The organism is Holzapfeliella floricola DSM 23037 = JCM 16512, from assembly GCF_001436605.1.
Taxonomy (GTDB): Bacteria; Bacillota; Bacilli; order Lactobacillales; family Lactobacillaceae; genus Holzapfeliella; species Holzapfeliella floricola.
On record NZ_AYZL01000020.1, the window covers coordinates 378,884 to 402,393 of the forward strand.

The window sequence follows — 23,510 nt, forward strand, 5'->3', positions numbered from 1 at the left end:
AAAATATTAGACAAAAAAGATTCCTTTGTCTGGGCAGACAAAAGAATCTAAATGTTTTAGACGTCAATTTGTCGATAGCTCTCCATAAGTTATGTGCTTATGACAGTTTGTGATTTGTTCAACCACACCCCAACATCAAATCGTCACAACTCTTTGACGTTTCGGCAATATCCCCTCACTAATTTTAACTAATACTATTGTGATAGCGAGCTAACTAGCTGTTGTCAATTGCGACCTCTTCTACTAAATTAACTATAAGTTATTTTTTCGTGTAATTCAAGCTCCCATTTCATTTTTATTTAATTATTTACTAATGATAAGTAACTAAAACAATAGTTTGATTAAACTGATTGCACCTACAACTTGCAGCAAACTAATTAATAATCCATAACCTAAAAATCGACTACCGGAATCTTTAATCGTTTTCAATTTTAAGTTTAAGCCGATACCAGCAAGATTAATAACACCAGAGAAACTGGTTAATTCTTTTGCACTATGCGTTAGCTGCGTTGGTAAACTAACATAACTATTAATCAAAATAAAAATAATAAATGCCAAAATAAACCAAGGTACTTTAATGTATTGGCTAACTGATTTTTTAGGTTGGGCAGTTTTTTGACTTTTTCCCTGAGCCATTCTTGCAAAACTGATAACCACTACCGATAATAAAATCACTCGCAACATTTTAAATAGTGTTGCATATGTTGTCACGTCTTGATTAATTAAAGACGCTGTCCCCACAACTTGTCCTACAGATTGAAGAGTCCCACCTATTAATGCACCTAAAAGTAAGTCTTGCTTACCGAGTACAACAGGACCGACAATTGGCAGAATAATTAATAAGACAATTCCAACTAAACTAACTGTTGCTACTGCAGTTCGTCTTTCATCATCATTTGCTTTGATTTCTGGCGATACAGCCGCAATTGCACTTGATCCACACACAGCATTACCTGCCGCCATTAAAAGCGATGATTTTTTTGATACCTTAAAGACTCTTTTCCCTAACACTATTGCCACAATGATAGTCAACAACATCTGCAACACAATAAATAAAATACCATTAATCCCTAAAGACTCTATAGTTTTAAGCGTTACTGTTAACCCTAGTAGTGCAATTCCAATTTCAATGGGATATTTTTCTGACCATTTAACACCTGAATTTAGCTTAGACTGTGTTAAAACAGTATTACCTAACAAAATCCCCATCAACATGGCCAAAGATTCTGCTCCAATAAAAGGTAAATAAATTGCTAAATATTTAGCAACAACAGAGACAAGTAATGTCACTGCAATACCTGGTAAAAAAGATTTTTTTATTTTCATATTTTCCTCTCCTTCAGTACAGGCATAACTATACCACATCATTAATATTGGTATTTGTTTAATAGATAATAACTATATATACTATTAATAACCTTAATAACAAAAAGAAAGGACTCCTATGTTCAAATTACTACACACTTTTATTGCTGTATATGAAACGTTGTCATTTTCAAAAGCAGCTGAACAACTTTTTTCTTCTCAACCTAGCCTCTCATTGCACATTAAACAGCTAGAAGAAAGATTGAATACACAATTATTCATTAGAAATGGTAAAGCTAAACTTGAGCCAACACCTAATGCCACCAGACTATATCAAAGCACCACAAAAATTCTGAAAGAATGGCAAACTATTCAAACCGATATTAGTGATAATCCCAAAAAATATGATTTATTATTCGCGTGTTCGCAAACTAGCGCGCATACTTTCGTCCCCCAATTGCTATCTCAATTACCTCCTGCTATTTATAACGAGTATAATTTAGCAGCTGAAGTACATAATTCTAAAGAAATTTTAGATGATGTATTAAATCATCGCTTGGCTTTTGGTATCGTTGAAAAACCTGTTCATCACAATTTAATTATTACTGAAAAAATAAAAACAGATCAATTAGTATTAGCCGGTAATCTCAAATCTGATACATGGTTGCTCAGAGAAGAAGGTTCTGGCGTTTATCACTACACTAAAAAGTATCTGAATAGTCATAACATTGTACCTAAAAATAGTATTATTATTAAAAATAATCAGTTAATCGTGGATCTTTTGAAGCAAGGAGTTGGTAAATCGATTGTAAGCTTAGATGCAATTGATGACACCATTAAATTTCAAGACCTAGGGGTTCCATTTTTTAGACACTTTTACCTCATTTATCAAAAGTTTGAAACCCATCCTTCGATCACAAACTTTATCGACAAAATAAAAAAAGCTATCTGAATTATTCAGACAGCTTCTACTTTTAATATAGTTCCATGTATTGTTCTCTTTCCCATTCAGAAACGGTTTGACGGTACGCTGACCATTCAAGTTTCTTAGAATCTATAAAGCTTTGTGTTAAGTGTTCGCCTAATGCTTCCTTGATAACAGCATCTTCTGCGAATTCATCAACCGCTTCATTCAATGTTCCTGGAAGATCAGTAATATTGTTTTCACGACGTTCTTCATCTGTCATGTGGTAAATGTTACGATCAACAGATTCTACTGGTAATTCTTTAGTTTCAAGTCCTTCAAGACCCGCTGATAAGATTCCTGCAATAGCTAAGTATGGGTTAGCTGCTGGATCAACACTTCTTAATTCAAGACGAGTTCCTAGTCCACGTGATTGTGGAACACGGATAAGAGGTGAACGGTTTGTACCTGACCAAGCAATGTACACAGGTGCTTCAAACCCTGGCACTAGACGCTTATATGAGTTAACCGTTGGGTTGTTCAACGCTGTCAATGCTTTTGCATGATTCAAGATACCTGATAAGAAGTACATGGCTTCTTTAGATAGTTGGTTATCTGTATTTTTATCAAAGAATACATTATCACCATCTTTGAATAGTGACATATTAATATGCATCCCTGATCCATTAATTCCTTGTAGAGGTTTTGGCATGAATGTTGCATGTAACCCGTGTTTTCGTGCAACAGTCTTCACTACTAATTTAAAAGTTTGTATTTTGTCGGCTGCTTCAAGTGCATCCGCATATTTAAAGTCGATTTCATGCTGACCAGGTGCTACTTCGTGATGGCTAGCTTCAATTTCAAAATTCATTTTTTCAAGTTCTAAAACAATATCACGACGTGTGTTTTCACCTAAATCAACTGGAGCTAAATCAAAATATCCACCTTGGTCATTTAAATCAAGTGATGGTTTGTTGTTTTCATTTAGTCTAAATAAGAAGAATTCGGGTTCAGGTCCAATATTGAATGCTGAATAACCTTGGTCTTGCATTTGTTTTAAAACACGACGAAGATTGTAACGAGGATCTCCTTTAAATGGTGTGCCATCTGGCATATAAACATCACAGATTAATCGTGCTACTTTGCCATGTTCTACTTCCCAAGGGAAAATCAACCAGGTTGATAAATCTGGATGTAGTAACATGTCACTTTCTTCAATTCTTACAAATCCGTCAATTGAAGAACCGTCAAAAGCAGCTTCATTATTCAAGACTTTTTCTAGTTGACTTGCTGGAACTTCAACATTCTTGATAGCACCATTAATATCTGTAAACATTAATCTTAAAAATTTAACATTTTCTTGTTCAACAATTTCTCTAATCTCTTGCTTTGTATATGCCTTTGACATTCTTTTTCCTCCGTCGTAACTATCCTTTAACTTATAAATTTAGTAGTGCTGATTGGATGAACCAAAAGGACTATTGTTCATCATTTCATCAAATAATAAACGTCTAGCTTGTTTATCGTTAACAGCTTTTTTCTGGCGTTTTTGACTATCAAAGTACGCCCTGATGTCTTCAATATTGAATCCATCACTTAAATGCTGCTTTATGATTAATAAAATATCAACTTGATTTAATGAATATAATCGCTGTTTCCCTTTTGTACGATAAACATTGATTAACTTTTGATCTTCATAATAGCGAATTTGACGAGCAGTCAAACCCGTCAATTCCATCACAATCGAAATTTTTAATAACGGCTGTGATTTTCTTTGTTTTATCTCATCCATTTTTAATACCTCATCAACACACCAATAGAATAACAGCACTTTTTATAATTCACAACCTCTGATGTTAGGTTTTCTAACACTATTTTTTCAACCAGTTTGAAATATCTTTCAAAATACTATTATACTGGCTATCTTTGGTCACTGGATCAATCCAATGCATGGGTAATTTATTTCTAAAGTAAGTTAATTGGCGTTTTGCATAGCGTCTTGAACTTTGCTTTAACTGCTCAATGGCTTTTTCATATGTTACATTGTTATCGAAGTAAGCAAAAAATTCTTTATAACCTATAGCTTGTTTAGCTTGATAAATTCGATTTTGATTTTGATAGATTAGTTTTGCTTCATCAAGTAATCCTTCTGTCATCATATAATCAACTCTTTGATTGATTCTTTGATATAAAACTTCTCTATCAGTGTTTAAACCCAACAATAAAGCATCATATTTAACAGAGAGACTTTCTTGTTGCTTTGAAAACAATTGTCCTGTTACTTTAATTACGGTTAGCGCCCTAATCACTCGTCTATGATTTTCTTTAGGGATTTTCTCAGCTGCAGCTTTGTCTTTTTCAGACAACAGTTGCCAAAGATAGACTTCACCTTTTTCCTCAAGCATGTTTTGATAGTTTTCTTCAATGTTGAAATAGTTCTCGTCTTTTTCTGCCCCCAATTTAAAATCGTGTATCAATGTATTTAAATAAAAGCCTGTACCCCCTACAATAATTGGCAACTTACCTCGTGAAGTAATTTCAGAAATCTTTTGATCAGCTTTTTCAACGAATTCTTTAACAGAAAACTCATCATAAATACTTTGCGTATTAATCAAATGATGAGTTGCTTGTTTTTGTTCTTGTAATGACGGTTTAGCTGTCGCAATGGAGACTTCACGATAAACTTGCATTGAGTCTCCTGATATTATTTCTCCGTTAAACTTTTGCGCCAGTTCGATTCCAAATGCTGTTTTCCCGACAGCAGTTGGCCCTGCTACAATTAATATTTTTTTCAAATTAGACAGTCCTTTATTAATATATTTCTAAAACTATGATAAAATCGGTTTAACAATTCAAAGGAGGAATTTCAGATGGCTAAAAAATTTTTAGGTGGCGTTTTAACTGGTACTGCTCTTACTGTAGCATCTCTTGCAGGTGCTGCATTCACATTCAAGAAAAAAGTTGTAGAACCAGAAGAACAAGAAGTTGCACGTATTGAAGAAAACCGCCGTCGCGCAATTCGTAAGAGTTTATCCGCACATCGTCGTGCAAAATAAATATAACTAAATAAAAAAGCTTGGTTAATAACCAAGCTTTTTTATTTAGTAACTTTTTGGAGAAGACTTTGTTTTGCCTTCCCAGTCTCGATAACCTTTTTTCAACCATTTAACATTCTTAAATCCTTTTTTGCTAACAAGATATCTTGCTGCACGTACACAAATGCTTTGGCCATCTGCATATAAGTAAACAGGCAAGTCGGGTCTCATTTCAGCAAAAGACATTTTAAGTTGTGTATAAGGTATACTACGAGCTCCTAAAATATGAGATTGATCGAACGCATCTGTTCCACGTAAGTCAATAATCTGTGCTTTGCGCATAGTGTTTTGAAAATCTTCATTAGACAATGCACCCGCTAATTTTTTACTGTAAAAACGAATGTATAACCAATTAAACAAGATTGCCAACACAATAATTGCTAAAACAACGTATAAAACTAACATGTCGAAATCCCCTTATGCTTTTTTATTGAACAATTAGTGAAGCAGCACCGATAACGCCAGCTTCATTTCCTAGTGAGGCTAAGCGTAATTTGGTTGAAGTTCTAACGCTTGGGAATGCTGATTCTTCAAATGCTTCAGTTGTTTTGTTTAGCAATAAGTCACCTGCAGCAGAAACCCCACCACCGATAACAACAAAATCAGGGTTTAGTGTGTTGGAAATATTAGCGAGTGCGTATCCTAAATAATCACAGATACGGTTGATAACACGTACAGCCAATGGATCATCTTTCTTAGCTAAATCAAACACAATTTTTGCACTGATTTCTTCACCAGCATCCAGTAGGCGTTTTAGTGATGAGTTACCAGCATATTCTTCTGCTAAATCTCTAGCCACACGTACAATACCAGTTGCACTAGCAACTGTTTCTAAACAACCATTGTTTCCACAAGTACATCTGTATCCATGGCGTTCAACGATAATATGACCAATTTCACCTGCAGCACCAGCAGCACCATGAACGATTTGATCGTTAACGATAATTCCACCACCAACACCTGTTCCAAGAGTCGCAAAGGCAACGTTAGAGGCATTATCACCGGCACCTTTCCATTTTTCACCAAGAGCTGCTACATTAGCATCGTTATCGATGAAAACAGGAATTCCTGTACCTTCTTCAATATCACGTCTAGGGAACACTGGTTTACGCCAATTTAAGTTGTAAGCGCCAACAACAGAACCATCCTTTTGATTAACACTACCAGGAGATCCCATTCCAATTCCAGCAAATTGTTCTGGTTTCATGTGATAAAGATTCAAATGGTGGTTGATAGATTTGATAATATCAGGAATGATGTGTGAACCATCATCTAAAATATTTGTATCTTCTGCCCAACGTTGTTGAATCTCTCCATTGTTAGTTAAAATAGCGAACTTAATTGTGGTGCCTCCTAAGTCGACACCAATTAATTTTTTATCCACGTTGTTCTTCCTTTCTCTTTTCAATTTCATATTCATGCTGTAATACTACTTTTGCGGAAATAAATTCCTTTTGGGTAATCAGGCCAGAATGATAAATATTATCTAGCTCCAGTGCCATCAACTCAATATCCCACTTACGCTTACCAACATAAACATAAATATTGAACCGCTTTAATAATTGTTGAACGTCATACAATTGTTTCATTAGTACGAAACCTGCATTCCTATTCCAATTAAAATTAATGTCAAGATTATAGTAGCAAAAATCGCAACTATTCGCCATCTTGTAGCATATAATTTTTGATTTTTTTGACCACCGAATATTATACCAAATAATACACCAAATAATAAGCCTCCAAAATGCCCTTGAATGTTAATATCTGAAATAAATAAATCGAGCACTAAATTCAAAATAGCTAAGGCTAAAAATTGTTGCTTAATAGCCATCATAGCGGGTGTTTGATTATCCCACACTAAAACGAGAATCACACCAAACAATCCAAATAAGCTAGTGCTTGCACCTGCAGAAACCGTTAAGTCCGAACCAAAGGCTAAAGACATTAAATTTCCGCCAATTCCTGATAGTAAAAAAACACTCAAATACTTTATTTTTCCTAAAGTAGGTTCTAAAAATTGACTGACATAGTAAATCATAACAGCGTTGGAGATAAAATGTAGTAAATTTATATGAATAAACTGAGCGGTGATTAGTCGCCACCATTGATTAAACATGATAACCAATGGATTAAATAACGAACCAAAGTTCAATAATGTTCCTGAATCTATCGCACTATCAAACAAGGCTAGTCGACGACTACTTAGACATTCAAACAAAAATACTAATGCCATTACACCTAATAAGGTATAAGTAACAACCATGTCTGAAGTAATAAAACGTTTAATTTTTTGCAATTACTAGACTCCTTTACTATTCACCAGGAATAATTAACTCGTCAATTGGAACATCCATCATAGAAACCGGCCACTCTGCTTTTTCAAATATCATCGGCGTTAGCGCTAAAGTTACGGTTTTACTTTGATATTGATTTAGGAAACGATCAAAATAACCACCACCAAAACCAACACGATAGCGGTGAGTTTTGCTAATTGCTAGCGCCGGTACCACAATTAAATCTAACTGATTTTTAACTGGTGACTCTTTTTTAGGTTCTAATACACCAAATTTAGACTGATGTAACCCATCACCTGAATTATAAGCAATAAAATCCATCTGCTTTTTTGGTCGTACTTTAGCTAAATAAACCGATTTCCCCATTTCAAGCAACGCCTCAATCAAAGGAAGCGTGTCTACTTCAAACATGTCTCCGATAGTCAACCCAATAGTCTCAGCTATTTTAACCTTTGGATGCGAAGTAAACTGGTGAAATAAGCTGATTTCTTCTCGTTGCTTTTGAGTGGTTTTAGAAAATTCTTGTAATCTCTTAAACTGTACTTTTCTGAGCTCGGTCTTATCCATAATAGAAATCCTTTTATATATTAAAAAAACAACAGGTTAGCCCTGCTGTTTTCATTATTTTGTTTCACGATGAAGTGTGACATGTCTCTCACGAGGGCAGTACTTCTTTAATTCTAAACGTTGTGGGTGGTTACGTTTATTTTTCTTTGTTAAGTAAAGACGTTCGTGACAAGATGTACACTCTAAGTTAATATTTACGTTCATGCGTATGACACCCCCTAAATTCTCTATGATGCATTTAACTCGTATATAATAACATTTTTTTTTTGATTTTTCTACTATTTTTGTGGATTCAATTTAAAGTAATTTGTAAACATCTCGTGTGCTACGTCTAAATTGTAGTGTCCCTGGGAATTAACATCTAAGTCAGGAAAAACAACAGATATCGCAATTTGGGGATCATCTGCAGGTGCATACCCTACAAAACTCGATGTTGTCGTTTCAGGTGCGTTAGGATTTCCTGGGTTATCAGGATCATAATAAAAAGTCTGTGCAGTCCCTGTTTTACCAGCAACAGCAGGCTGAATATCAGCAAGTGTATGAGCTGTCCCCCAAGCATTATGCCCATGAACCACTTGAGAAAACCCTTCTTTAACTACCTGTAATTGTTCTGATGTGAAATCAATTTTGTTCAACACTTCTGGGGAATTGGTGTGCTGCGTCATAAAGGATTTATTGTCGTCAGTTGTTTGTCCAATAGATTTAACAAGATAAGGTTTCATACGATAGCCACCATTTGCAATTGTCGAAACATACTGAGCTAATTGCATCACAGTATACCCATCATAGTTACCAAAAGAAAGCGCCAGTGCAGATCCTGATAACAAATTACCTTTTGTATCAAATGACCGCCCTGGGTAACCGGCAACTTCACTAGGTAAATCAATTCCTGTCTTAACACCTAGTCCAAATTGAGAATAAATATTACGCATTTGCACAAAAGCATCTTGCGGCATTGTTATGTAATCATTAGCAACATACCCCGCTTTTAACCACCTTAGCGTCAGTTGCATCATGTAAATATTAGAAGAAACTTCTAACGCTGTTTGTGCATTTAATGCTGAGAAAGTCCCTAGCGGATAAACCGATTTCATAACCGGAGTTCCTCTTAAATAAATAGCCTCTTCAGGTAGAGTATTGGATTGAGGGGTTACCGCACCGTTCATCAATCCTCCAAGAACAGTTGCACCCTTAATAACAGACCCCATTGTGAAGGCGTGATTAATGGTTCCCAAAGCATCACTATAGGTTTCGCCAGTTTTAGGGTTTCGCCCAATGCCAGCAATTCCAAGTATGGCACCCGTTTTAGGATTAGTTGCCACAGCATAAGCTCCTGCAGAATATTTTGTTACACCATCAGCTTGAGCTTTTTGATAATACTTATTCAAGCTATCTGAAATCATCTGTTGATACTGTAAGTCTAAAGTAAAAGTCAGACTGCTTCCTTTTGATCCAGGATAAACTGTGTTGATTTCCTCAATAGTATTATCTGAAGATGAAATATTCACTTGATTAAGTGCTTTAGTTCCTCTTAAAATCGGCTCATATTGACGCTCTAAATAACTAGTTCCAACACGATCGTTTCTCAAATATCCTTGAGTTAAGTAGTATTGCAACCGGTCACTTGGTAGTCCTGCTTGTTCACTAGAAACCCGTCCAATAACACTTTGAACAGAGTCACCATTTGGATAAACTCTTGTCCAGTCAGTACCAATATTGACTCCCGGTAATTCTGATAAATGTTCAGCAACTAGTGCCACTTCTTTATCGGTTAAATTATTATTTTTTACATAAACTGTCGAAAGCATTGAAGCAGCACTTATCTTGCGTAGCATAATAGATGCTGACTTTTGCTTGTCAGTGACTTGTGGTTTTTGACCAATATAATATTTCACAGCATTAGCATAGATTTGTGTGCTTGATAATTTTGTGGCATCTGTCTGCTCTTTAGGCATCTTAGCTAACAAATCACTATAATTCCTTGTATCACTTAAATAGTAAGTTGCTAAGTCTTGACTAGTTGCACTGTCACCGTCTAAAGAGATATACTGACTAAGGTCGTCACTTATTTCTTTCATCCCTTTCGTGGTTAAATTCATCCCACGAGTATAAGTGATGGCATTTTTTGATTCATTTCCAACCAATACACGTCCTTTTGAATCATACATGATTCCTCTGGGAACATTAGCTTGAACAAGGTTGCGGTCTGATGTATCGACTTCAGCACGAAACCGGCTTCCATAATTCAATTGCAAATGACCTGATTGGATAATAAGTAACGCAAATAAAATAAAAATAACGCCCAAAAGAATATTCATTCTTGTAGGGATTGAAGAGGTGCTTTTTTTTGTTGAATTTTTTAACTTTTTTAAATATTTCACGACAATTCATTCCTTAATATAATAAAATTATTTTAACAAAATTTGGAGTGGATTACTATTCAGTACAAATGTATTGAAAATTTTTTAAACAATGGATGGAGATTATGCAAAACAAATATCTAACTCGTCTAATAAAAGTCGATAACATCAAAACTTTCAGATGGATCAGTTTCTTATTACCTTTTATTTTATTCTTGATTTATTTTGCACTAAGAGGTGCTTATCCTTTTGGTGATAATTCAATTTTAACAGTAGACTTAGGTCAACAATATATTGACTTTTTGGCTTATTTCAAACACACAGTCACTCAAAATCCTGGTGACGCTTTTTATTCATTTAGCAAGGGACTAGGTGGTGCAATGTCGGGAACTTGGGCTTATTATTTACTAAGTCCATTTAATTTGATTTTGTTACTGGTCCCTACCGCCTTCTTCCCAACGGGGATATTTTTTATTATCTTAACTAAAATTGGTTTTATTGGTTTAAGTAGTTTTTATTACTTTAATCGACGTAATCATTTAAACGGTTATACAACTTTAGCTCTATCAACCGCTTATGCTATGTGTGGCTTTGTTGTGGCTAATAATTTCAACTTGATGTGGCTCGATGCTGTTATCTTGCTCCCAATTTTAATTCAGACCATTGATGATTGGTTCATCTCAAAATCCAATTTCAAAAAATTGTTATTAATAACTTGTGCTTTGTTGACTACTAACTTTTACTCAGGGTACATGGCTTTACTGTTTGGGCTTTTTTATTACATCACACTTTGGATTATTCATCGTCCTAAAAACTGGGGCAAACTATTTGTCAAATATGCCGCAACCAATATTTTATCAGCTCTTTTAACAGCTGTTATATTAATTCCCACTGTGCTTGAACTATTAACTGGTAAAGGGCAGTCACAAGGATCACAATTCGAATTTGCCTTTCAATATCCTCCACAAAATACATTAGCAAAATTAATGATTGGTAGCTTTGACTTCAATCAGATGTCTTATGGTATGCCAAATATTTACTTCAGCAGTATTTTATTACTAGCTGTTATTGGTTTCTTCATGAACAAAGCCATTGCTAAACGAATCAGAATTAGTTTCTTTGGACTTTTCTTCTTTATGATTGGTTCTTTATCTTTTATTCCGCTTGTTTTAATGTGGCATATGGGACAATTTCCTGTTTGGTTCCCAGGTAGATTTACATTTTGTTTAGTCTTCTTATGTTTAATACTAGCTAGCGACTATCTCAAAAATATCAGGTTTGATAGTAAGAAAACTTGGATTGTTCAACTAGTGTTAATTGCTGCAGCTATTATTTTTGTCTCAATTAACTTAACGCAATTTACATTTTTAGATTGGTTAAATATCGCCTTTACAGCCATGTTCTTTGCAATGGGAATTTACCTATATAAGCGGTTTAACGCATGGGGTGCAATTGCTCCTATTTTATTGATGGCACTTGTCACATTAGACCTTTCAAGTAACTTTGCCGCAAGTTTGAATAACATTTCTTATCAATCAAATAGTGCTTACGTTAATTACTCACACCAAAACGCAGATACCAGCCAAAAAATCAAATCTTCGGATAATAGTTTTTATCGAACAGAAAAAACTTATTATCGATCAAATGATGATCCTTTTAGTGGCCAATTTAACGGCATCAGTCACTTTAACTCATTAACTCCTTATTATCAAAGTAGTTTTTTGAACCGTATAGGTCTTAAAAGTAGTGGTAGTTCCTACAGCTACACAAATGGGACTCTTCTAACCGACTCATTATTAGGCGTTAAATATTATTACAATTACACTGATAATTCAGATAAGTTCCCATTCAAAACGCCTAATCGATTTGCAACACTATCATCCAGACCTGATCTGGATACTTACCAAAAAATCATGAAAAACTATCAAATTGATGTTTATAAAAATGATAATGCTTTACCAATTTCATTTGTTGCACCAGAAAATTCCTCAGAAGTTTCCTTGGCAACTAACCGACCTATTTTAAATCAAGAAGAGTTGCTATCTAATTTACTAAATAAACAAGTCTCCTACTTTAAAAAGCAACCTGATATGGCGGTTTCTCTTTCAAATGTTAGTGTTGAAAAATCACTAGATACAACTTCTTATCACGTAATAGAGCAAGGTAAAAAAGCGACAGTTGAATATAGTTTCACACCTGAAACTAACGATTCCTATTACTTATTGGTGCCAAACTTCTTTGATAACAAACAAGTTAAGCTTTACATTAATGATATTATCGTTAGTGGTAGCTCACTTGGCGGGAATGAAAATCGTGTTTTAAACATTGCTAGCAATCAAAAAGATATCAAAATCACTTTTAAATTAGAACTACAAAAAGACTTTTTGTCGTTTTCATTATTGTCTTTATATAGATTTGATAATAGTTCATTCAAAACAGATATCGACTCGTTGAAATCAATACCGACAAATACTAAACAATTATCGAATACGCACTATACGTCAGATATTGATTTATCAGAAAACAAACGATTCATGACTTCAATTCCCGCTGATAGTGGTTGGAAGTTCAAAGTTGATGGCAATCTTGTAAAGCCTACCAAGTGGGCTAATACTTTTTGGAGTTTACCTCTAGAACAAGGCTCACATCACATTGAATACTACTATCAACCAGACTATGTCATTTATCCGTTAATATTATCCAGTATGACATTTTTCTTAACAATTTGTGGTTTATATACACATCATAAAATAAAAAAACGTCAATTAGACTAAAATGTCTAATGACGTTTTTTTATTTTAATCAGCTAATGTTACTTCTAAAATCTCAACATCAAATTCGCCACCAGGGGTTGCAATTGAAACAACATCTCCTGTTTTTTTGCCAATCAATGCATTGGCTATTGGTGAATTGTTTGAAATCTTTCCAGATAGAGGATCTGACTCTGATGAACCCACAATAATATATTCTTCAGGATCATCTTCACCCACTTCTGTAAAGACCACTTTTTTACCGATTGCAACTTCATCTGCTTCTGCTTGAGTTGCATCAACAACTTGTGCGTATTTTAGCATTTCTTGAATTTGCTTAATGCGGCCTTCTAGCACACTTTGTTCATCTTTTGCTGATTCGTATTCTGAGTTTTCAGATAAGTCACCAAAAGAACGTGCAATTTTAATTCTTTCAATAACTTCTGGTCTTTTTTCTAGTTTTAAAGTTTCTAATTCTTCCTCTAACTGTTGTTTACCATCAGCTGTCATTGGAAATACTCTTTCGACCATCCTTATAAACACCCCATATTTCTATATTCATTCTTGATAAATATTAGAGTGAATAAACCAATTTGTCAACTACATGTTTAATTTTGTTGTCCTAAACTTGTATTTGTCGCAATGTGTTCATCATAAGTTTTACTATAGTAGACTTTTCCTGTCTTCAAATCAGCTACGAAATAGAGGTAACTTTGATCACGATCTGCAGGGTTTAAAACAGCTTTAATCGAAGATTCGCTCGGCATTGCAAACGGCCCGGGGCCAATTCCTTTATTCTGGTAAAGGTTATAAGGTGAGTCTACCTTGGTATCATCAATTGAAAGCATTGTCTTGTGTTGGTTTAGTGCATACAATACTGAAATATCTGTTCCAAGCGTCATTCCTTGATCTAAACGATTATCAAAAACTCCCGCAATTTTAGCACGATCATTATCACTAACGCCTTCCTTTTCAACTAGAGAAGCTAGTGTTAAGACATCGTGAACAGTTTTATTTTGTGATTTAATCTGGTCATAGAATGGTGTCATTTCTTGGTTAGTTTTATCAACCATAGTCGTTACAATATCTTCAAGTTTTGAATATGAAAAAATGTCATAACTTGCTGGATATAGATAGCCTTCTAATAAGTAGCGTAAGTTATTTCTATCTATTAAACCATTTAGTAAGTTTGGGTATTTCTCAGCTAATTTTTTAATAAAGTCTTTATTATTAACTAAATCAAGAAAATCTTGTTTCTTAAACTTACCATTTTTATCAAATGAAGTGGCAATATCATCGATATCGTCCCCTTCTTTAATGACAATTTGCCCTTCTGTTGCCTTGTTTAAGCCATTTTGTAGACTGTTGACAATATCACTTAGCGTCATGGAAGGAGATAGTGAGTAGTCCCCAGCTTTAAAACCATCATAGTGATTAAACTTAGCCCAGTAAGTAAAAATAGTTGAATTTTTAATTAACCCACTTTTTTCCAAAATGATTGCTGCATCACGATTAGTTGCACCTTCTGGAATATTAACCGTTTTTTTGGATTGATCTGAAACATTGTAAGGTTGTAAAGATTGATTAACATATACAAACGTTGATATTCCTACGACAGCAATTAAAATAACAAGTATTGACACAATCCACTTTACTAATTTTTTTGTAGGTTTATCTTGTTTACGATTACTCATAATAATTAGCTCCCCATTAACTAACGTACACTAATATTAAGTTCTGATGTTAGTGCTTGTGTAATGGCTTCAATAGCCTTATTAACACTGTCATCTTTCAATGTTTGGGCAAAATCTTGGAAAGTAAGTTGGTAAGCAATGGATTGTTTACCGACTTCTAATTTGTCACCTGAATAAACGTCAAATACTTGGACGTCACGTAAATGCTTACCACCGTTTTCATCAATAACTGAAGTGATTTGTGAGTTAGTTATAGCTTCATCGACTAGCAATGACAAATCTCGTTTGATTGCTGGATATTTTGGTGCTTCTTTTGAAACTGTTGGTTCAACATCAATAGAAAGTAATGTCTCCATATCTAATTCAAAAGCATAAACTTCTTTCAACTTAGTTTTTGGTAATTCACGTGGGTCAATTTGACCGACAAAGCCAACGTATTGGTCACCGTAGTAAATAGCTGCCGTACGTGTTGGATGCATCCCTTTAATTGGTTCTGCCACATAACTTGTTGCTTTAGTGAAGCCCATGGCTTTTAAGAACGCTTCAACTTGACCTTTCACTTCATAGAAATCAAAGTTTTTAACATCATTTTGCCAATTATTTGGACGGTTTTGTCCAGCATATAATCCAGCAATGTGGTCAACTTCTTGGTTTTGACCATTTTCTTGGCTAAAGACACGACCTTGTTCAAATAAACGTAAATCAGTTTGTTTTCTAGCAGCATTGTATACAGCACTATCTAATAACCCAGATACTAAGTTTTGACGTAGCACTTCGTGTTCTTTAGTCATTGGCCAGTCTAAAGCAATTACATCTTTTGCTTCTTTGACAAAGCTAATCGCTTTATCATGAGTTGTTAAAGAGTAGTTAATTGTTTCATCTAAGCCAAAGCCAACTAACAAGTCACGTGCTTTATTTAATGCTTGTTGTTGTCTATCATAACCACCGATTGTTTGTTCAACAACTGGTAAAACAGTTGGCAAGTTATCGTATCCGTAAAGACGGGCAACTTCTTCAACTAAATCAGCGTCAATTGAAATATCAAAACGTCTTGCTGGAACTGACACGCTTAAAGTATCACCTTCGGCCACAACTCCAAATTGTAAACGTTCAAAAATAGCAATAATATCTGCTGTACTTAATTCAGTTCCTAAGACATGGTTAATACGAGCAGTTGTAATATCAATCACAACAGGTGATTTTTGAGTATCTCTAATCACTTTTGTACCCGCTAATACTTTTGCTTGACCATTTTCAGCAATAAGTTGTGCTAAGTAGTCGATTGCTTTTTGCGTATTATCCCAGTTAATACCTTTTTCAAAACGAGCAGAAGAATCAGTTCTAACACCATGTCTTTGAGCTGATTTACGTACTAAAGCACCATCATAGATAGCTGATTGTAATACGAGTGAAGTTGTTTTTTCATCGACTTCAGCAGCAGTTGAAGTGACAACACCACCTAATGCAAGAATTTTTTGGTTGTCAGCAATAACAATGTCCTCGGTACCTAGTTCAATTGGGTCTTGATCTTTCAATTGAATAGTTTCACCAGATTTTGCAAAGCGAACTTGCAAATCACCTTCGATTTTATCAGCATCAAAGGCAGCTAATGGTTGTCCCATTTCAATCATAGCGTATTGCAAAGCATCGACAACGTTATTAACTGGACGTGTTCCAGCATTCATCAAACGTGTTTGCATCCAAAGTGGGCTTTTAGCAATGTTAACATCTGTTAAATATCTTAAACGATAATTTGAAACTGCAGACTCATCTAAATCAAGTGATACCTTGACTTGTGAATCAAAACTTTGTGAATCTTCAGAAACTTCGGGTATCTTTAAGTTAGGATTTTGACTTAAGATAGCGCCAACTTCATAAGCTGCACCTTCCATTGATAAAGTGTCCGCACGGTTAGGTGTAATATCAAAATCAAGAATATAGTCGTCCATTCCTAATGCTTCATAAACTTCTGTTCCAGGTGCAATCGCATCTTCAAAAACATAAATACCGTCTTTAACTTCTTCTGGTACAACTGAGTCACTGAATCCAATTTCTTGTAATCCACAAATCATTCCTTGGGAAACAACGCCACGTAATTTACCCTTTTTGATTTTTTCATTGCCAGCAATACGTGAGTTAGGCAATGCCACAATCACATATTGGTCTTCTGCAATATTTGGTGCACCACAAACGATTTGGTAAGGTTCTTCTTCACCAACATCAACTTGTGCTACTCTTAAATGATCTGAATCTTCATGATTTTTAAGAGACAATACATGTCCGACCACAATTTTTTTCAAACCTTCTTGAGGATGTTCAAGGGTTTCAATTTCAATCCCTGTACGTGTAATTGTTTCAGCTAAATCAGCAGGGTCTACTGTCACATCTAAATAATCTTTTAACCAATTATATGAAACTAACATTATTTGGCCTCCTGTCTAAATTGTTCTAAGAATCTAACGTCATTAAGGTAGAAGTCACGAATATCACTTACACCATATTTCAAAATAGCAAAACGGTCTAATCCAAGACCAAAGGCAAATCCACCGTATTTTTGACTATCAACACCAGCGTTTTCTAAAACATTAGGGTGCACCATACCAGCACCTAAAACTTCAATCCAACCTGTTGATTTACATGTTGAACAACCTTTACCACCACAAGCAAAACAAGTTACGTCAACTTCAACTGACGGTTCAGTAAATGGGAAGTAACTGGGTCTTAATCTAATTTCACGGTCTTCACCAAAAACATGTTGGGCAATAGCTTGAAGTGTTCCTTTTAAGTGAGCCATTGTAATGTTTTCATCAATAACCAAACCTTCTAACTGGTTAAATTGATGTGAGTGAGTCGCATCATCATCATCACGACGGTAAACTTTACCAGGTGAAATCATTTTTAATGGGCTTTTTGAAAAATCGTGTTTTTCAAGTGTACGCGCTTGCACAGGTGAAGTTTGGCTACGCATTAAGTGTTCGTGTGTAGCATCCACATAGAAGGTGTCCTGCATATCACGAGCAGGATGATTCTTTGGAATGTTCATCATTTCAAAGTTGTAATGATCAGATTCGACTTCAGGACCTGTAATCACTTGATAACCTAAACTCACACAGAACTCTTCGATATCTTGGCGCACAATGTTAATCAAATGATGGCTTCCTAGATAGCTTTCTTTACCAGGAAGTGTGACGTCAATTGCTTCTTTTTGCATTTGTGCTTCAAGTTCAGCTTGTTGTAGTTGTTCTTTTTTGTTATCAATTTCTGTCGCAAATAAATCACGAACCTCATTCACAACTTGACCAACTTTAGGACGTTCCTCATTTGATAAGTCCTTCATTGAACGTAACACTTTGGTTAGTTCACCTTTTTTACCTGTTAAATTCACTCGAATATTATTTAAAGTATCCAAGTCATTAGCTTCTTTAATTTGTGTTAATCCTTGATCTTTTAATGTTTGAATATGATCAAAAACAGACATAATAATTCTCCTTTCAAAATAAAAAAGCCTCATCCCAAAAAGGGACGAGGCTTTTGACATCGCGGTACCACCCTGTTTTATCAGACACAAAGTCTAATACACTTAAGTACATCAGATAACGGTGATAGCCGGAATGGATTAGATTCTACTCCTGAAGTGAAATTCATAGTGCTTAAATGGATTGCTCTCACTACCCAACCCTCGCTTTGATTTGGCACACTATTACTAGCTTCAATCGCTGTATGCTTTAAATTCTAAACTAAAAAGCACAATATCGCAACTAATTTATTCCTCGTGCCAGCGTTTTCCCCAAGCGTGAATTTGATCCATAACAGGTTTTAATTCATCACCTTTTTGAGTTAAGGAATAACGAATAACGCCACTTTGTTCATCAACAGAACGATTAACGATTTTTAAAGATTCTAGTTCTTTTAAACGTTCTGTTAAAACGCGATCAGAACACTTTTGTACAATATTGGCTAGATCTTTAAAACGCATTGCCTCATTTTTACATAAAGCACAAATAATTAATCCATTCCATTTTTTACCTAAAAATTCAAAGGATTCGATAAAACAATGACATAAAATTTCATTTTCAGTTGTCTGTAAAGTTTTGGTGCACATATTAAATCCCTCCATGATTTTTGAAAGTTACTTACGAATGTATAGTAACATATTTTATTATATTTTATAAAATAAATTGATACATTATAATTCCAGCAGCAACAGCTGCATTTAAAGATTCAGCTTGGCCAAAAATAGGAATGTAAGTTTTGACATCAGCCAATTCTAAATGTTGAGTGCTAACACCATGAGCTTCGTTTCCAATAATCAAAGCAAATGCATTACCTGCTGTAATTTTGTTTGAATGGACAGCTTCATCATTTAAGCAACTAGCAAAAACTTGATTTCCTTTGTTTTTCAGACTAGTAATTGCATCTCCAAGCTCATGTTGCAATACTGTAATATGAAATTGACTTCCCTGCATTGCTCGTTGAACTTTGTCATTATATAAATCAACACTTTCATTGTTTAATATAACACCGTCATAACCTGCTGCATCCGCTGTTCTAATAATTGTTCCCACGTTTCCTGGATCAGTCAGATTATCTAACAAAACCCATTTCCCCGGATAAAAGCTAAAGGACTTAGGTTGATTTATAGTCAATACCATAAAGATTGATTGTGATGTGTTGGTTTGACGTAAAGTGCTCGCAATCTCATCGGTTACTTCTAATACTTTATCTTCTTTGACATTATAATTAGCTGTTAGCTTAGCCAAAGCATCTGCTGTTCCAATCAAGTAGCGGTAAGATTGGTTGGTTTTTAATGCTTCCTCAATTGTATGAAAGCCTTCAATTAAATATAAGCCATATTTTTGACGATATTTTTTTTGTTGGAGCTTTTTTAATTCTTTGATTGTCTTATTCGTTAATGATGTAATTTGTTGCATAAAATTCTCCTTTTGCGATGAATAATTATACCACTTTTATCTAAAAAAACAAAAGTGGTTCATTTTTTCAATAGTTTCGACTTGAATTGACTACACTGACTATTCTAGTATAATTATCTAGAGACTCTTAGAAAGGATTTCTGACAACTATATGACTAAAAAACACACAAAACTTATTGTGCTTATTGCACTACTGGCCCTGATTTTAACAGGATGTGCTGCTCACACTGCTACTGGTGAACCTGGAGGTATCCAAGGTTTTATCTATTCTTTAATTGGTAAGCCTATTCAACAAATCATGTTAAATATTGGTAATACTATTGGCCAACCCAACGGTATCGGATGGGGATTAATTATCATCACCGGCGTACTTAGATTAATTCTTTTGCCACTAATGATTAATCAGCAATCAAAAAGTTTACGTCACCAAGAACGCATGAAACTCGTTAAGCCTCAGACAGAACTTATTCAAAAAGCAGTTAAAAATCCTGCTACAACACAAGAACAAAAAATGCAGATCAACCAATTACAAATGAAAATTTATCGTGAAAATAATATGTCAATCACAGGGGGGATTGGATGTCTGCCATTAATTATTCAATTACCGTTCTTGATGGGGATTTATCAATCAATTCAATACTCCCAAGATATTGTTCATTCCAGCTTCTTTGGTATTTCACTTGGTAGTCCTTCTATCATCATCACAGTAATTGCAACACTACTTTACGTTATCCAAAGTTTTATTATGTATAACAAGGCCGAACCAGAACAAAAGCCTATGATGAAAACAACTGCTTTTATTAGCCCACTAGTCACTTTCTTTATCAGTATTGCAACTCCTGGAGGAATTTCGCTATACTTCTTAGTTGGTGGTATTGTTGTATTGATTCAGCAATTGGTGATGTCTTACATCCTCCAACCTCGAATCAAGAAGCAAAGTGAAGCAGCAAACAAAGACACTAAAATTGTTGAAGTTGTAACTCCTGAAGTGATTGAAGAAATATTAAACAGTACTTCTTCAACCAACACAGCTCAAAGTAACTCTGACAATTCGCAAACAGCCAATACACGTGACCAAAATCGTCAAAAAAATGCTGGTAAACAAAATAAAAAAAATTAACAAACTTTTTAAAAATCACCTCACAGCGTTCAAATTAATTTTGAACGCTTATGAGGTGATTTTTTTGTCCCTCAAAATAAAAAGAATGTTTCTGATTTTAATTCAGAAAACATTCCTTAACTATGACTATTTCTCATCATATTTTATCAATTTTGATTTTTTATTTTGTTTTCCATTACGACTTTTAGTTTTTTCTGGTCTGTAAATAGGAAAATCAACTCTAAATTGGCTACCTACGTTAGGCTCTGATTCAACACTAATTTGTCCACCATATTCACCAACAAGTTTTTGTGCAATAGATAATCCAAGCCCATTACCACCTTTTTCTCGTGTTCGAGCTTTATCTACGCGATAAAAACGATTAAATATTTTATCTCTATCTTCTGGTGTAATTCCTTCACCGAAATCTTGCACAATCACACTAACATTTCGTGTGTCCGTTGAGGCGGATAAATGCACTTCTTGACGTTTTTTAGAATACTTAATAGCGTTGTCAAGCAAAATAATCAAAATTTGTTCAAAATGATTACGGTAAATTTTCACTTCAGTCTTCGTTGAAACATCATTATCCAAAACAATTTTGAAGTCTGGATGAATCATCTGCAAGTTATCAACTACTTGCTGAACAACCTGAGAAACCTTTGTAACCTCATTTGGGAAAAGTACCTCAATCTGTTCTGCACGCGTTAAGTCAAGCATTTCTTGTATTAAGTGTTTCATACGTGAAATTTCCTGAATTGAAGCATCAATTGACTCTGCTAGTACTTCTGGATCATCTTTTCCCCAACGATCAATTAGTTTTAAATGGCCTTCAATAACCGCAACCGGCGTTCTTAACTCATGTGAAACGTCTTCCACAAATTGTTTTTGTTGATCAATATAACGTTGCATACGGTCAAGCATTTGATTAAACGCTGATGCCATATCTCCTAATTCATCATGTCGATGTAAATCGGGAATTCTAACTGTCTCATCCGGGTGCTCATCAACTTCTCTTGCTACTTTTGATATTTGTCTAACTGGACGCAACATACCAGATATCAACAAGTAGCTCACTAGTATACCTAATATAATACCGACAGCTGATAAGATAAACATCCAAAAACGCAATCCATTCAAAATATTATTATAATTAGTCATTTTATTTTCAACAACAATATACCCTGTGATATTATGACCATTTATTGACTTAATTGCCTTGATCAAATACATTGTTTGACCCTTTGAATTCTCAACAAATTTTTCACCAAAAGATAGTGTCTCACGACTTAGCAAATAATTAGTTGGTCGCGTTTGAAATAATTTTTCAAGGTCTAAATTATATACCGTCGCGCTAATATCTTTATTGGTTAAATTATTATAAATAGCCTCGCTCAATCCACTATGATCCAAATCAGAAGACATTTGAACTGAACTCTGATTATTGGATTGCTCATTTTTAGTTGAGAGTGCTGGAACCACAGTTGCAATCGTTAAATCTGACCTAATTGTTGATAATCGATCTTCAAAATTTTTCGTAGTTTCCTCTACAGCTTGTCGCTCTTGTACCATTAACTGTTCTTGAACTAAATGTGTAATCACTAACGAAAAGACCGCAAACATCACTGTAACAGTCAATGCCATTACTGCTGTCCATTTAAATGCAACTGAAATGTGAAAATTCTTTTTTTCTTTTTGTTTATTTTTATTCTGTTTGTTCGTTTTGGTCTGATTTAACAACTGAATCATCCGTTCTCATTACATAACCTGTTCCGCGTATTGTCTTAATGTATGAAGGTCTTCCTTTAACATCGATTTTGTTTCTTAGGTAACGAATATAAACTTCAACAACGTTTGTTTCAATTTTTGAATCAGGTCCCCAGATTTTGTGAAGCAGTTGATCACGAGAAACAACATTATTAGCGTTTTCAATCAAGGTAATCAACAAATTATATTCACGTTTTGTTAAATCGATAATCTTATTATCTTGATGAACTGTACGATTACTTGTCTCAATAACTAAATCGTTAAATTTAACAATTTTTTGCTTAGCTAAGTTACTTGTCCCTTGGCTGTCCTCAATCTCAACACGGCGCAATACAGCACGCAAACGAGCTAATAGTTCTTCAATAGCAAATGGTTTAACAATATAATCATCTGCACCATGATCAAGTCCTGAAACACGGTCAATTACTGAATCACGAGCAGTCATCATCACAATAGGTGTACTCTTTGATTGACGCACACGTCTTGCAATTTCTAGACCATTTAGTTCTGGTAACATCAAGTCCAACAAGATGGCATCCCATTCTTCATTTAAAGCCATTTCAAGGCCTTTACGTCCATTATATTCAACATGTGTATCATATTTTTCATGTTGTAATTCTAGTTCTACGAATCTTGCTAAGTTTTTTTCATCTTCAATGATTAAAATTTTACTCATAGTTTTACCGATACTTTCATTTAATATTCACTTTTAATTTTAACATAATTTAAGTCCACTTACATAGA

23 protein-coding genes, 1 riboswitch and 1 other annotated feature are annotated in these 23,510 nt (G+C 34.6%); of the genes, 4 read left to right on the forward strand and 19 right to left on the reverse strand.

What is annotated here, in order from left to right; all coding sequences use genetic code 11:
* Window positions 1–67: 67 nt before the first annotated feature.
* A riboswitch (Lysine riboswitch) is annotated at window positions 68–248 on the reverse strand.
* A gap of 76 nt (window positions 249–324) precedes the next feature.
* The gene (locus FC86_RS06085; protein WP_056975176.1) at window positions 325–1,326 is read right to left on the reverse strand and encodes a YeiH family protein; all 1,002 of its coding nucleotides are present in this window, start codon (window positions 1,324–1,326) and stop codon (window positions 325–327) included.
* Between the two features lie 118 nt (window positions 1,327–1,444).
* Here FC86_RS06085 and FC86_RS06090 point away from each other — a divergent pair, with 118 nt between their 5' ends.
* Window positions 1,445–2,257, forward strand: coding sequence for a LysR family transcriptional regulator (locus FC86_RS06090; RefSeq protein ID WP_056975177.1), 813 nt, complete (start codon window positions 1,445–1,447; stop codon window positions 2,255–2,257).
* Between the two features lie 22 nt (window positions 2,258–2,279).
* Here the strand turns inward: FC86_RS06090 and glnA are convergent, their stop codons facing one another.
* The 3 genes from glnA to miaA form a co-directional block, all read right to left on the reverse strand.
* The gene (gene glnA, locus FC86_RS06095; RefSeq protein ID WP_056975178.1) at window positions 2,280–3,617 is read right to left on the reverse strand and encodes a type I glutamate--ammonia ligase; all 1,338 of its coding nucleotides are present in this window, start codon (window positions 3,615–3,617) and stop codon (window positions 2,280–2,282) included.
* Between the two features lie 39 nt (window positions 3,618–3,656).
* Window positions 3,657–4,001: a MerR family transcriptional regulator gene (locus tag FC86_RS06100; RefSeq protein ID WP_056975179.1), complete on the reverse strand. Its 345-nt coding sequence runs from the start codon at window positions 3,999–4,001 to the stop codon at window positions 3,657–3,659.
* A gap of 79 nt (window positions 4,002–4,080) precedes the next feature.
* Window positions 4,081–5,004 carry a tRNA (adenosine(37)-N6)-dimethylallyltransferase MiaA gene (miaA, locus tag FC86_RS06105; protein WP_056975180.1) on the reverse strand — a complete coding sequence of 308 codons (924 nt, stop codon included), beginning with the start codon at window positions 5,002–5,004 and terminating at the stop codon, window positions 4,081–4,083.
* A gap of 75 nt (window positions 5,005–5,079) precedes the next feature.
* On the opposite strand from miaA, the gene FC86_RS06110 reads away from it, so the two are divergent.
* Complete coding sequence (locus FC86_RS06110; RefSeq protein ID WP_056975181.1) at window positions 5,080–5,265, forward strand: DUF3042 family protein; 186 nt, start codon at window positions 5,080–5,082, stop codon at window positions 5,263–5,265.
* 45 nt (window positions 5,266–5,310) lie between these two features.
* On the opposite strand, the gene FC86_RS06115 is transcribed toward FC86_RS06110, so the two are convergent.
* The 7 genes from FC86_RS06115 to FC86_RS06140 all read right to left on the reverse strand — a co-directional run bounded on the left by FC86_RS06115 (window position 5,311) and on the right by FC86_RS06140 (window position 10,546).
* The gene (locus FC86_RS06115; protein WP_056975182.1) at window positions 5,311–5,709 is read right to left on the reverse strand and encodes a rhodanese-like domain-containing protein; all 399 of its coding nucleotides are present in this window, start codon (window positions 5,707–5,709) and stop codon (window positions 5,311–5,313) included.
* Window positions 5,710–5,731: 22 nt separating this feature from the next.
* Window positions 5,732–6,688 carry an ROK family glucokinase gene (locus FC86_RS06120; protein WP_056975183.1) on the reverse strand — a complete coding sequence of 319 codons (957 nt, stop codon included), beginning with the start codon at window positions 6,686–6,688 and terminating at the stop codon, window positions 5,732–5,734.
* Window positions 6,681–6,893, reverse strand: coding sequence for a YqgQ family protein (locus tag FC86_RS06125; RefSeq protein WP_056975184.1), 213 nt, complete (start codon window positions 6,891–6,893; stop codon window positions 6,681–6,683). The genes FC86_RS06120 and FC86_RS06125 overlap by 8 nt, the downstream gene beginning before the upstream one ends.
* A complete protein-coding gene (locus tag FC86_RS06130) occupies window positions 6,893–7,600 on the reverse strand; it encodes a rhomboid family intramembrane serine protease (protein WP_056975185.1) in 708 nt (235 codons plus the stop codon). Before FC86_RS06130 ends, FC86_RS06125 begins: the two co-directional genes overlap by 1 nt.
* Before the next feature lie 16 nt (window positions 7,601–7,616).
* On the reverse strand, window positions 7,617–8,165 hold the full coding sequence (locus FC86_RS06135) for a 5-formyltetrahydrofolate cyclo-ligase (RefSeq protein WP_056975186.1): 549 nt from the start codon (window positions 8,163–8,165) through the stop codon (window positions 7,617–7,619).
* Between the two features lie 54 nt (window positions 8,166–8,219).
* A complete protein-coding gene (gene rpmG / locus FC86_RS06500; RefSeq protein ID WP_082618877.1) occupies window positions 8,220–8,369 on the reverse strand; it encodes a 50S ribosomal protein L33 in 150 nt (49 codons plus the stop codon).
* A 74-nt stretch (window positions 8,370–8,443) separates the two neighbouring features.
* Window positions 8,444–10,546: a peptidoglycan D,D-transpeptidase FtsI family protein gene (locus FC86_RS06140; RefSeq protein WP_056975187.1), complete on the reverse strand. Its 2,103-nt coding sequence runs from the start codon at window positions 10,544–10,546 to the stop codon at window positions 8,444–8,446.
* Between the two features lie 104 nt (window positions 10,547–10,650).
* Here FC86_RS06140 and FC86_RS06145 point away from each other — a divergent pair, with 104 nt between their 5' ends.
* The gene (locus tag FC86_RS06145; RefSeq protein WP_056975188.1) at window positions 10,651–13,299 is read left to right on the forward strand and encodes a YfhO family protein; all 2,649 of its coding nucleotides are present in this window, start codon (window positions 10,651–10,653) and stop codon (window positions 13,297–13,299) included.
* Window positions 13,300–13,323: 24 nt separating this feature from the next.
* On the opposite strand, the gene greA is transcribed toward FC86_RS06145, so the two are convergent.
* From greA to FC86_RS06175, 6 genes are all read right to left on the reverse strand, one after another.
* Entirely contained in the window at window positions 13,324–13,806 is a 483-nt protein-coding gene (gene greA / locus FC86_RS06150; RefSeq protein WP_056975189.1) for a transcription elongation factor GreA, read from the reverse strand.
* Between the two features lie 77 nt (window positions 13,807–13,883).
* Complete coding sequence (gene mltG / locus FC86_RS06155; protein ID WP_056975190.1) at window positions 13,884–14,969, reverse strand: endolytic transglycosylase MltG; 1,086 nt, start codon at window positions 14,967–14,969, stop codon at window positions 13,884–13,886.
* A 20-nt stretch (window positions 14,970–14,989) separates the two neighbouring features.
* A complete protein-coding gene (pheT, locus tag FC86_RS06160) occupies window positions 14,990–17,392 on the reverse strand; it encodes a phenylalanine--tRNA ligase subunit beta (protein WP_056975191.1) in 2,403 nt (800 codons plus the stop codon).
* The gene (gene pheS, locus FC86_RS06165; RefSeq protein WP_056975192.1) at window positions 17,392–18,447 is read right to left on the reverse strand and encodes a phenylalanine--tRNA ligase subunit alpha; all 1,056 of its coding nucleotides are present in this window, start codon (window positions 18,445–18,447) and stop codon (window positions 17,392–17,394) included. Before pheS ends, pheT begins: the two co-directional genes overlap by 1 nt.
* Before the next feature lie 37 nt (window positions 18,448–18,484).
* Window positions 18,485–18,695: a binding site (T-box leader), on the reverse strand.
* A 37-nt stretch (window positions 18,696–18,732) separates the two neighbouring features.
* On the reverse strand, window positions 18,733–19,071 hold the full coding sequence (locus FC86_RS06170) for a winged helix-turn-helix transcriptional regulator (RefSeq protein WP_236692297.1): 339 nt from the start codon (window positions 19,069–19,071) through the stop codon (window positions 18,733–18,735).
* 64 nt (window positions 19,072–19,135) lie between these two features.
* Window positions 19,136–19,900, reverse strand: a complete 765-nt coding sequence (locus FC86_RS06175) for a TrmH family RNA methyltransferase (RefSeq protein WP_056975194.1) — start codon at window positions 19,898–19,900, stop codon at window positions 19,136–19,138.
* 151 nt (window positions 19,901–20,051) lie between these two features.
* Between FC86_RS06175 and yidC the strand changes: the two genes are divergently transcribed.
* Window positions 20,052–21,020, forward strand: a complete 969-nt coding sequence (gene yidC, locus FC86_RS06180) for a membrane protein insertase YidC (protein WP_056975195.1) — start codon at window positions 20,052–20,054, stop codon at window positions 21,018–21,020.
* Window positions 21,021–21,146: 126 nt separating this feature from the next.
* On the opposite strand, the gene FC86_RS06185 is transcribed toward yidC, so the two are convergent.
* The gene (locus tag FC86_RS06185) at window positions 21,147–22,748 is read right to left on the reverse strand and encodes a HAMP domain-containing sensor histidine kinase (protein WP_056975196.1); all 1,602 of its coding nucleotides are present in this window, start codon (window positions 22,746–22,748) and stop codon (window positions 21,147–21,149) included.
* Window positions 22,705–23,442 (reverse strand): response regulator transcription factor, encoded by a 738-nt coding sequence (locus tag FC86_RS06190; RefSeq protein ID WP_056975197.1) that lies wholly within the window; start codon window positions 23,440–23,442, stop codon window positions 22,705–22,707. The genes FC86_RS06185 and FC86_RS06190 overlap by 44 nt, the downstream gene beginning before the upstream one ends.
* Between the last annotated feature and the right edge of the window lie 68 nt (window positions 23,443–23,510).

Coding starts and splice junctions, on each gene's coding strand:
- FC86_RS06190 (WP_056975197.1), bottom strand. CDS start 23,442: ATGAGTAAAATTTTAATCATTGAAGATGAAAAAAACTTAGCAAGATTC.
- glnA (WP_056975178.1), bottom strand. CDS start 3,617: ATGTCAAAGGCATATACAAAGCAAGAGATTAGAGAAATTGTTGAACAA.
- mltG (WP_056975190.1), bottom strand. CDS start 14,969: ATGAGTAATCGTAAACAAGATAAACCTACAAAAAAATTAGTAAAGTGG.
- FC86_RS06100 (WP_056975179.1), bottom strand. CDS start 4,001: ATGGATGAGATAAAACAAAGAAAATCACAGCCGTTATTAAAAATTTCG.
- FC86_RS06125 (WP_056975184.1), bottom strand. CDS start 6,893: ATGAAACAATTGTATGACGTTCAACAATTATTAAAGCGGTTCAATATT.
- FC86_RS06185 (WP_056975196.1), bottom strand. CDS start 22,748: ATGATTCAGTTGTTAAATCAGACCAAAACGAACAAACAGAATAAAAAT.
- FC86_RS06145 (WP_056975188.1), top strand. CDS start 10,651: ATGCAAAACAAATATCTAACTCGTCTAATAAAAGTCGATAACATCAAA.
- pheT (WP_056975191.1), bottom strand. CDS start 17,392: ATGTTAGTTTCATATAATTGGTTAAAAGATTATTTAGATGTGACAGTA.
- pheS (WP_056975192.1), bottom strand. CDS start 18,447: ATGTCTGTTTTTGATCATATTCAAACATTAAAAGATCAAGGATTAACA.
- FC86_RS06115 (WP_056975182.1), bottom strand. CDS start 5,709: ATGTTAGTTTTATACGTTGTTTTAGCAATTATTGTGTTGGCAATCTTG.
- FC86_RS06110 (WP_056975181.1), top strand. CDS start 5,080: ATGGCTAAAAAATTTTTAGGTGGCGTTTTAACTGGTACTGCTCTTACT.
- FC86_RS06085 (WP_056975176.1), bottom strand. CDS start 1,326: ATGAAAATAAAAAAATCTTTTTTACCAGGTATTGCAGTGACATTACTT.
- FC86_RS06135 (WP_056975186.1), bottom strand. CDS start 8,165: ATGGATAAGACCGAGCTCAGAAAAGTACAGTTTAAGAGATTACAAGAA.
- FC86_RS06090 (WP_056975177.1), top strand. CDS start 1,445: ATGTTCAAATTACTACACACTTTTATTGCTGTATATGAAACGTTGTCA.
- FC86_RS06175 (WP_056975194.1), bottom strand. CDS start 19,900: ATGCAACAAATTACATCATTAACGAATAAGACAATCAAAGAATTAAAA.
- yidC (WP_056975195.1), top strand. CDS start 20,052: ATGACTAAAAAACACACAAAACTTATTGTGCTTATTGCACTACTGGCC.
- FC86_RS06170 (WP_236692297.1), bottom strand. CDS start 19,071: ATGTGCACCAAAACTTTACAGACAACTGAAAATGAAATTTTATGTCAT.
- greA (WP_056975189.1), bottom strand. CDS start 13,806: ATGGTCGAAAGAGTATTTCCAATGACAGCTGATGGTAAACAACAGTTA.
- rpmG (WP_082618877.1), bottom strand. CDS start 8,369: ATGAACGTAAATATTAACTTAGAGTGTACATCTTGTCACGAACGTCTT.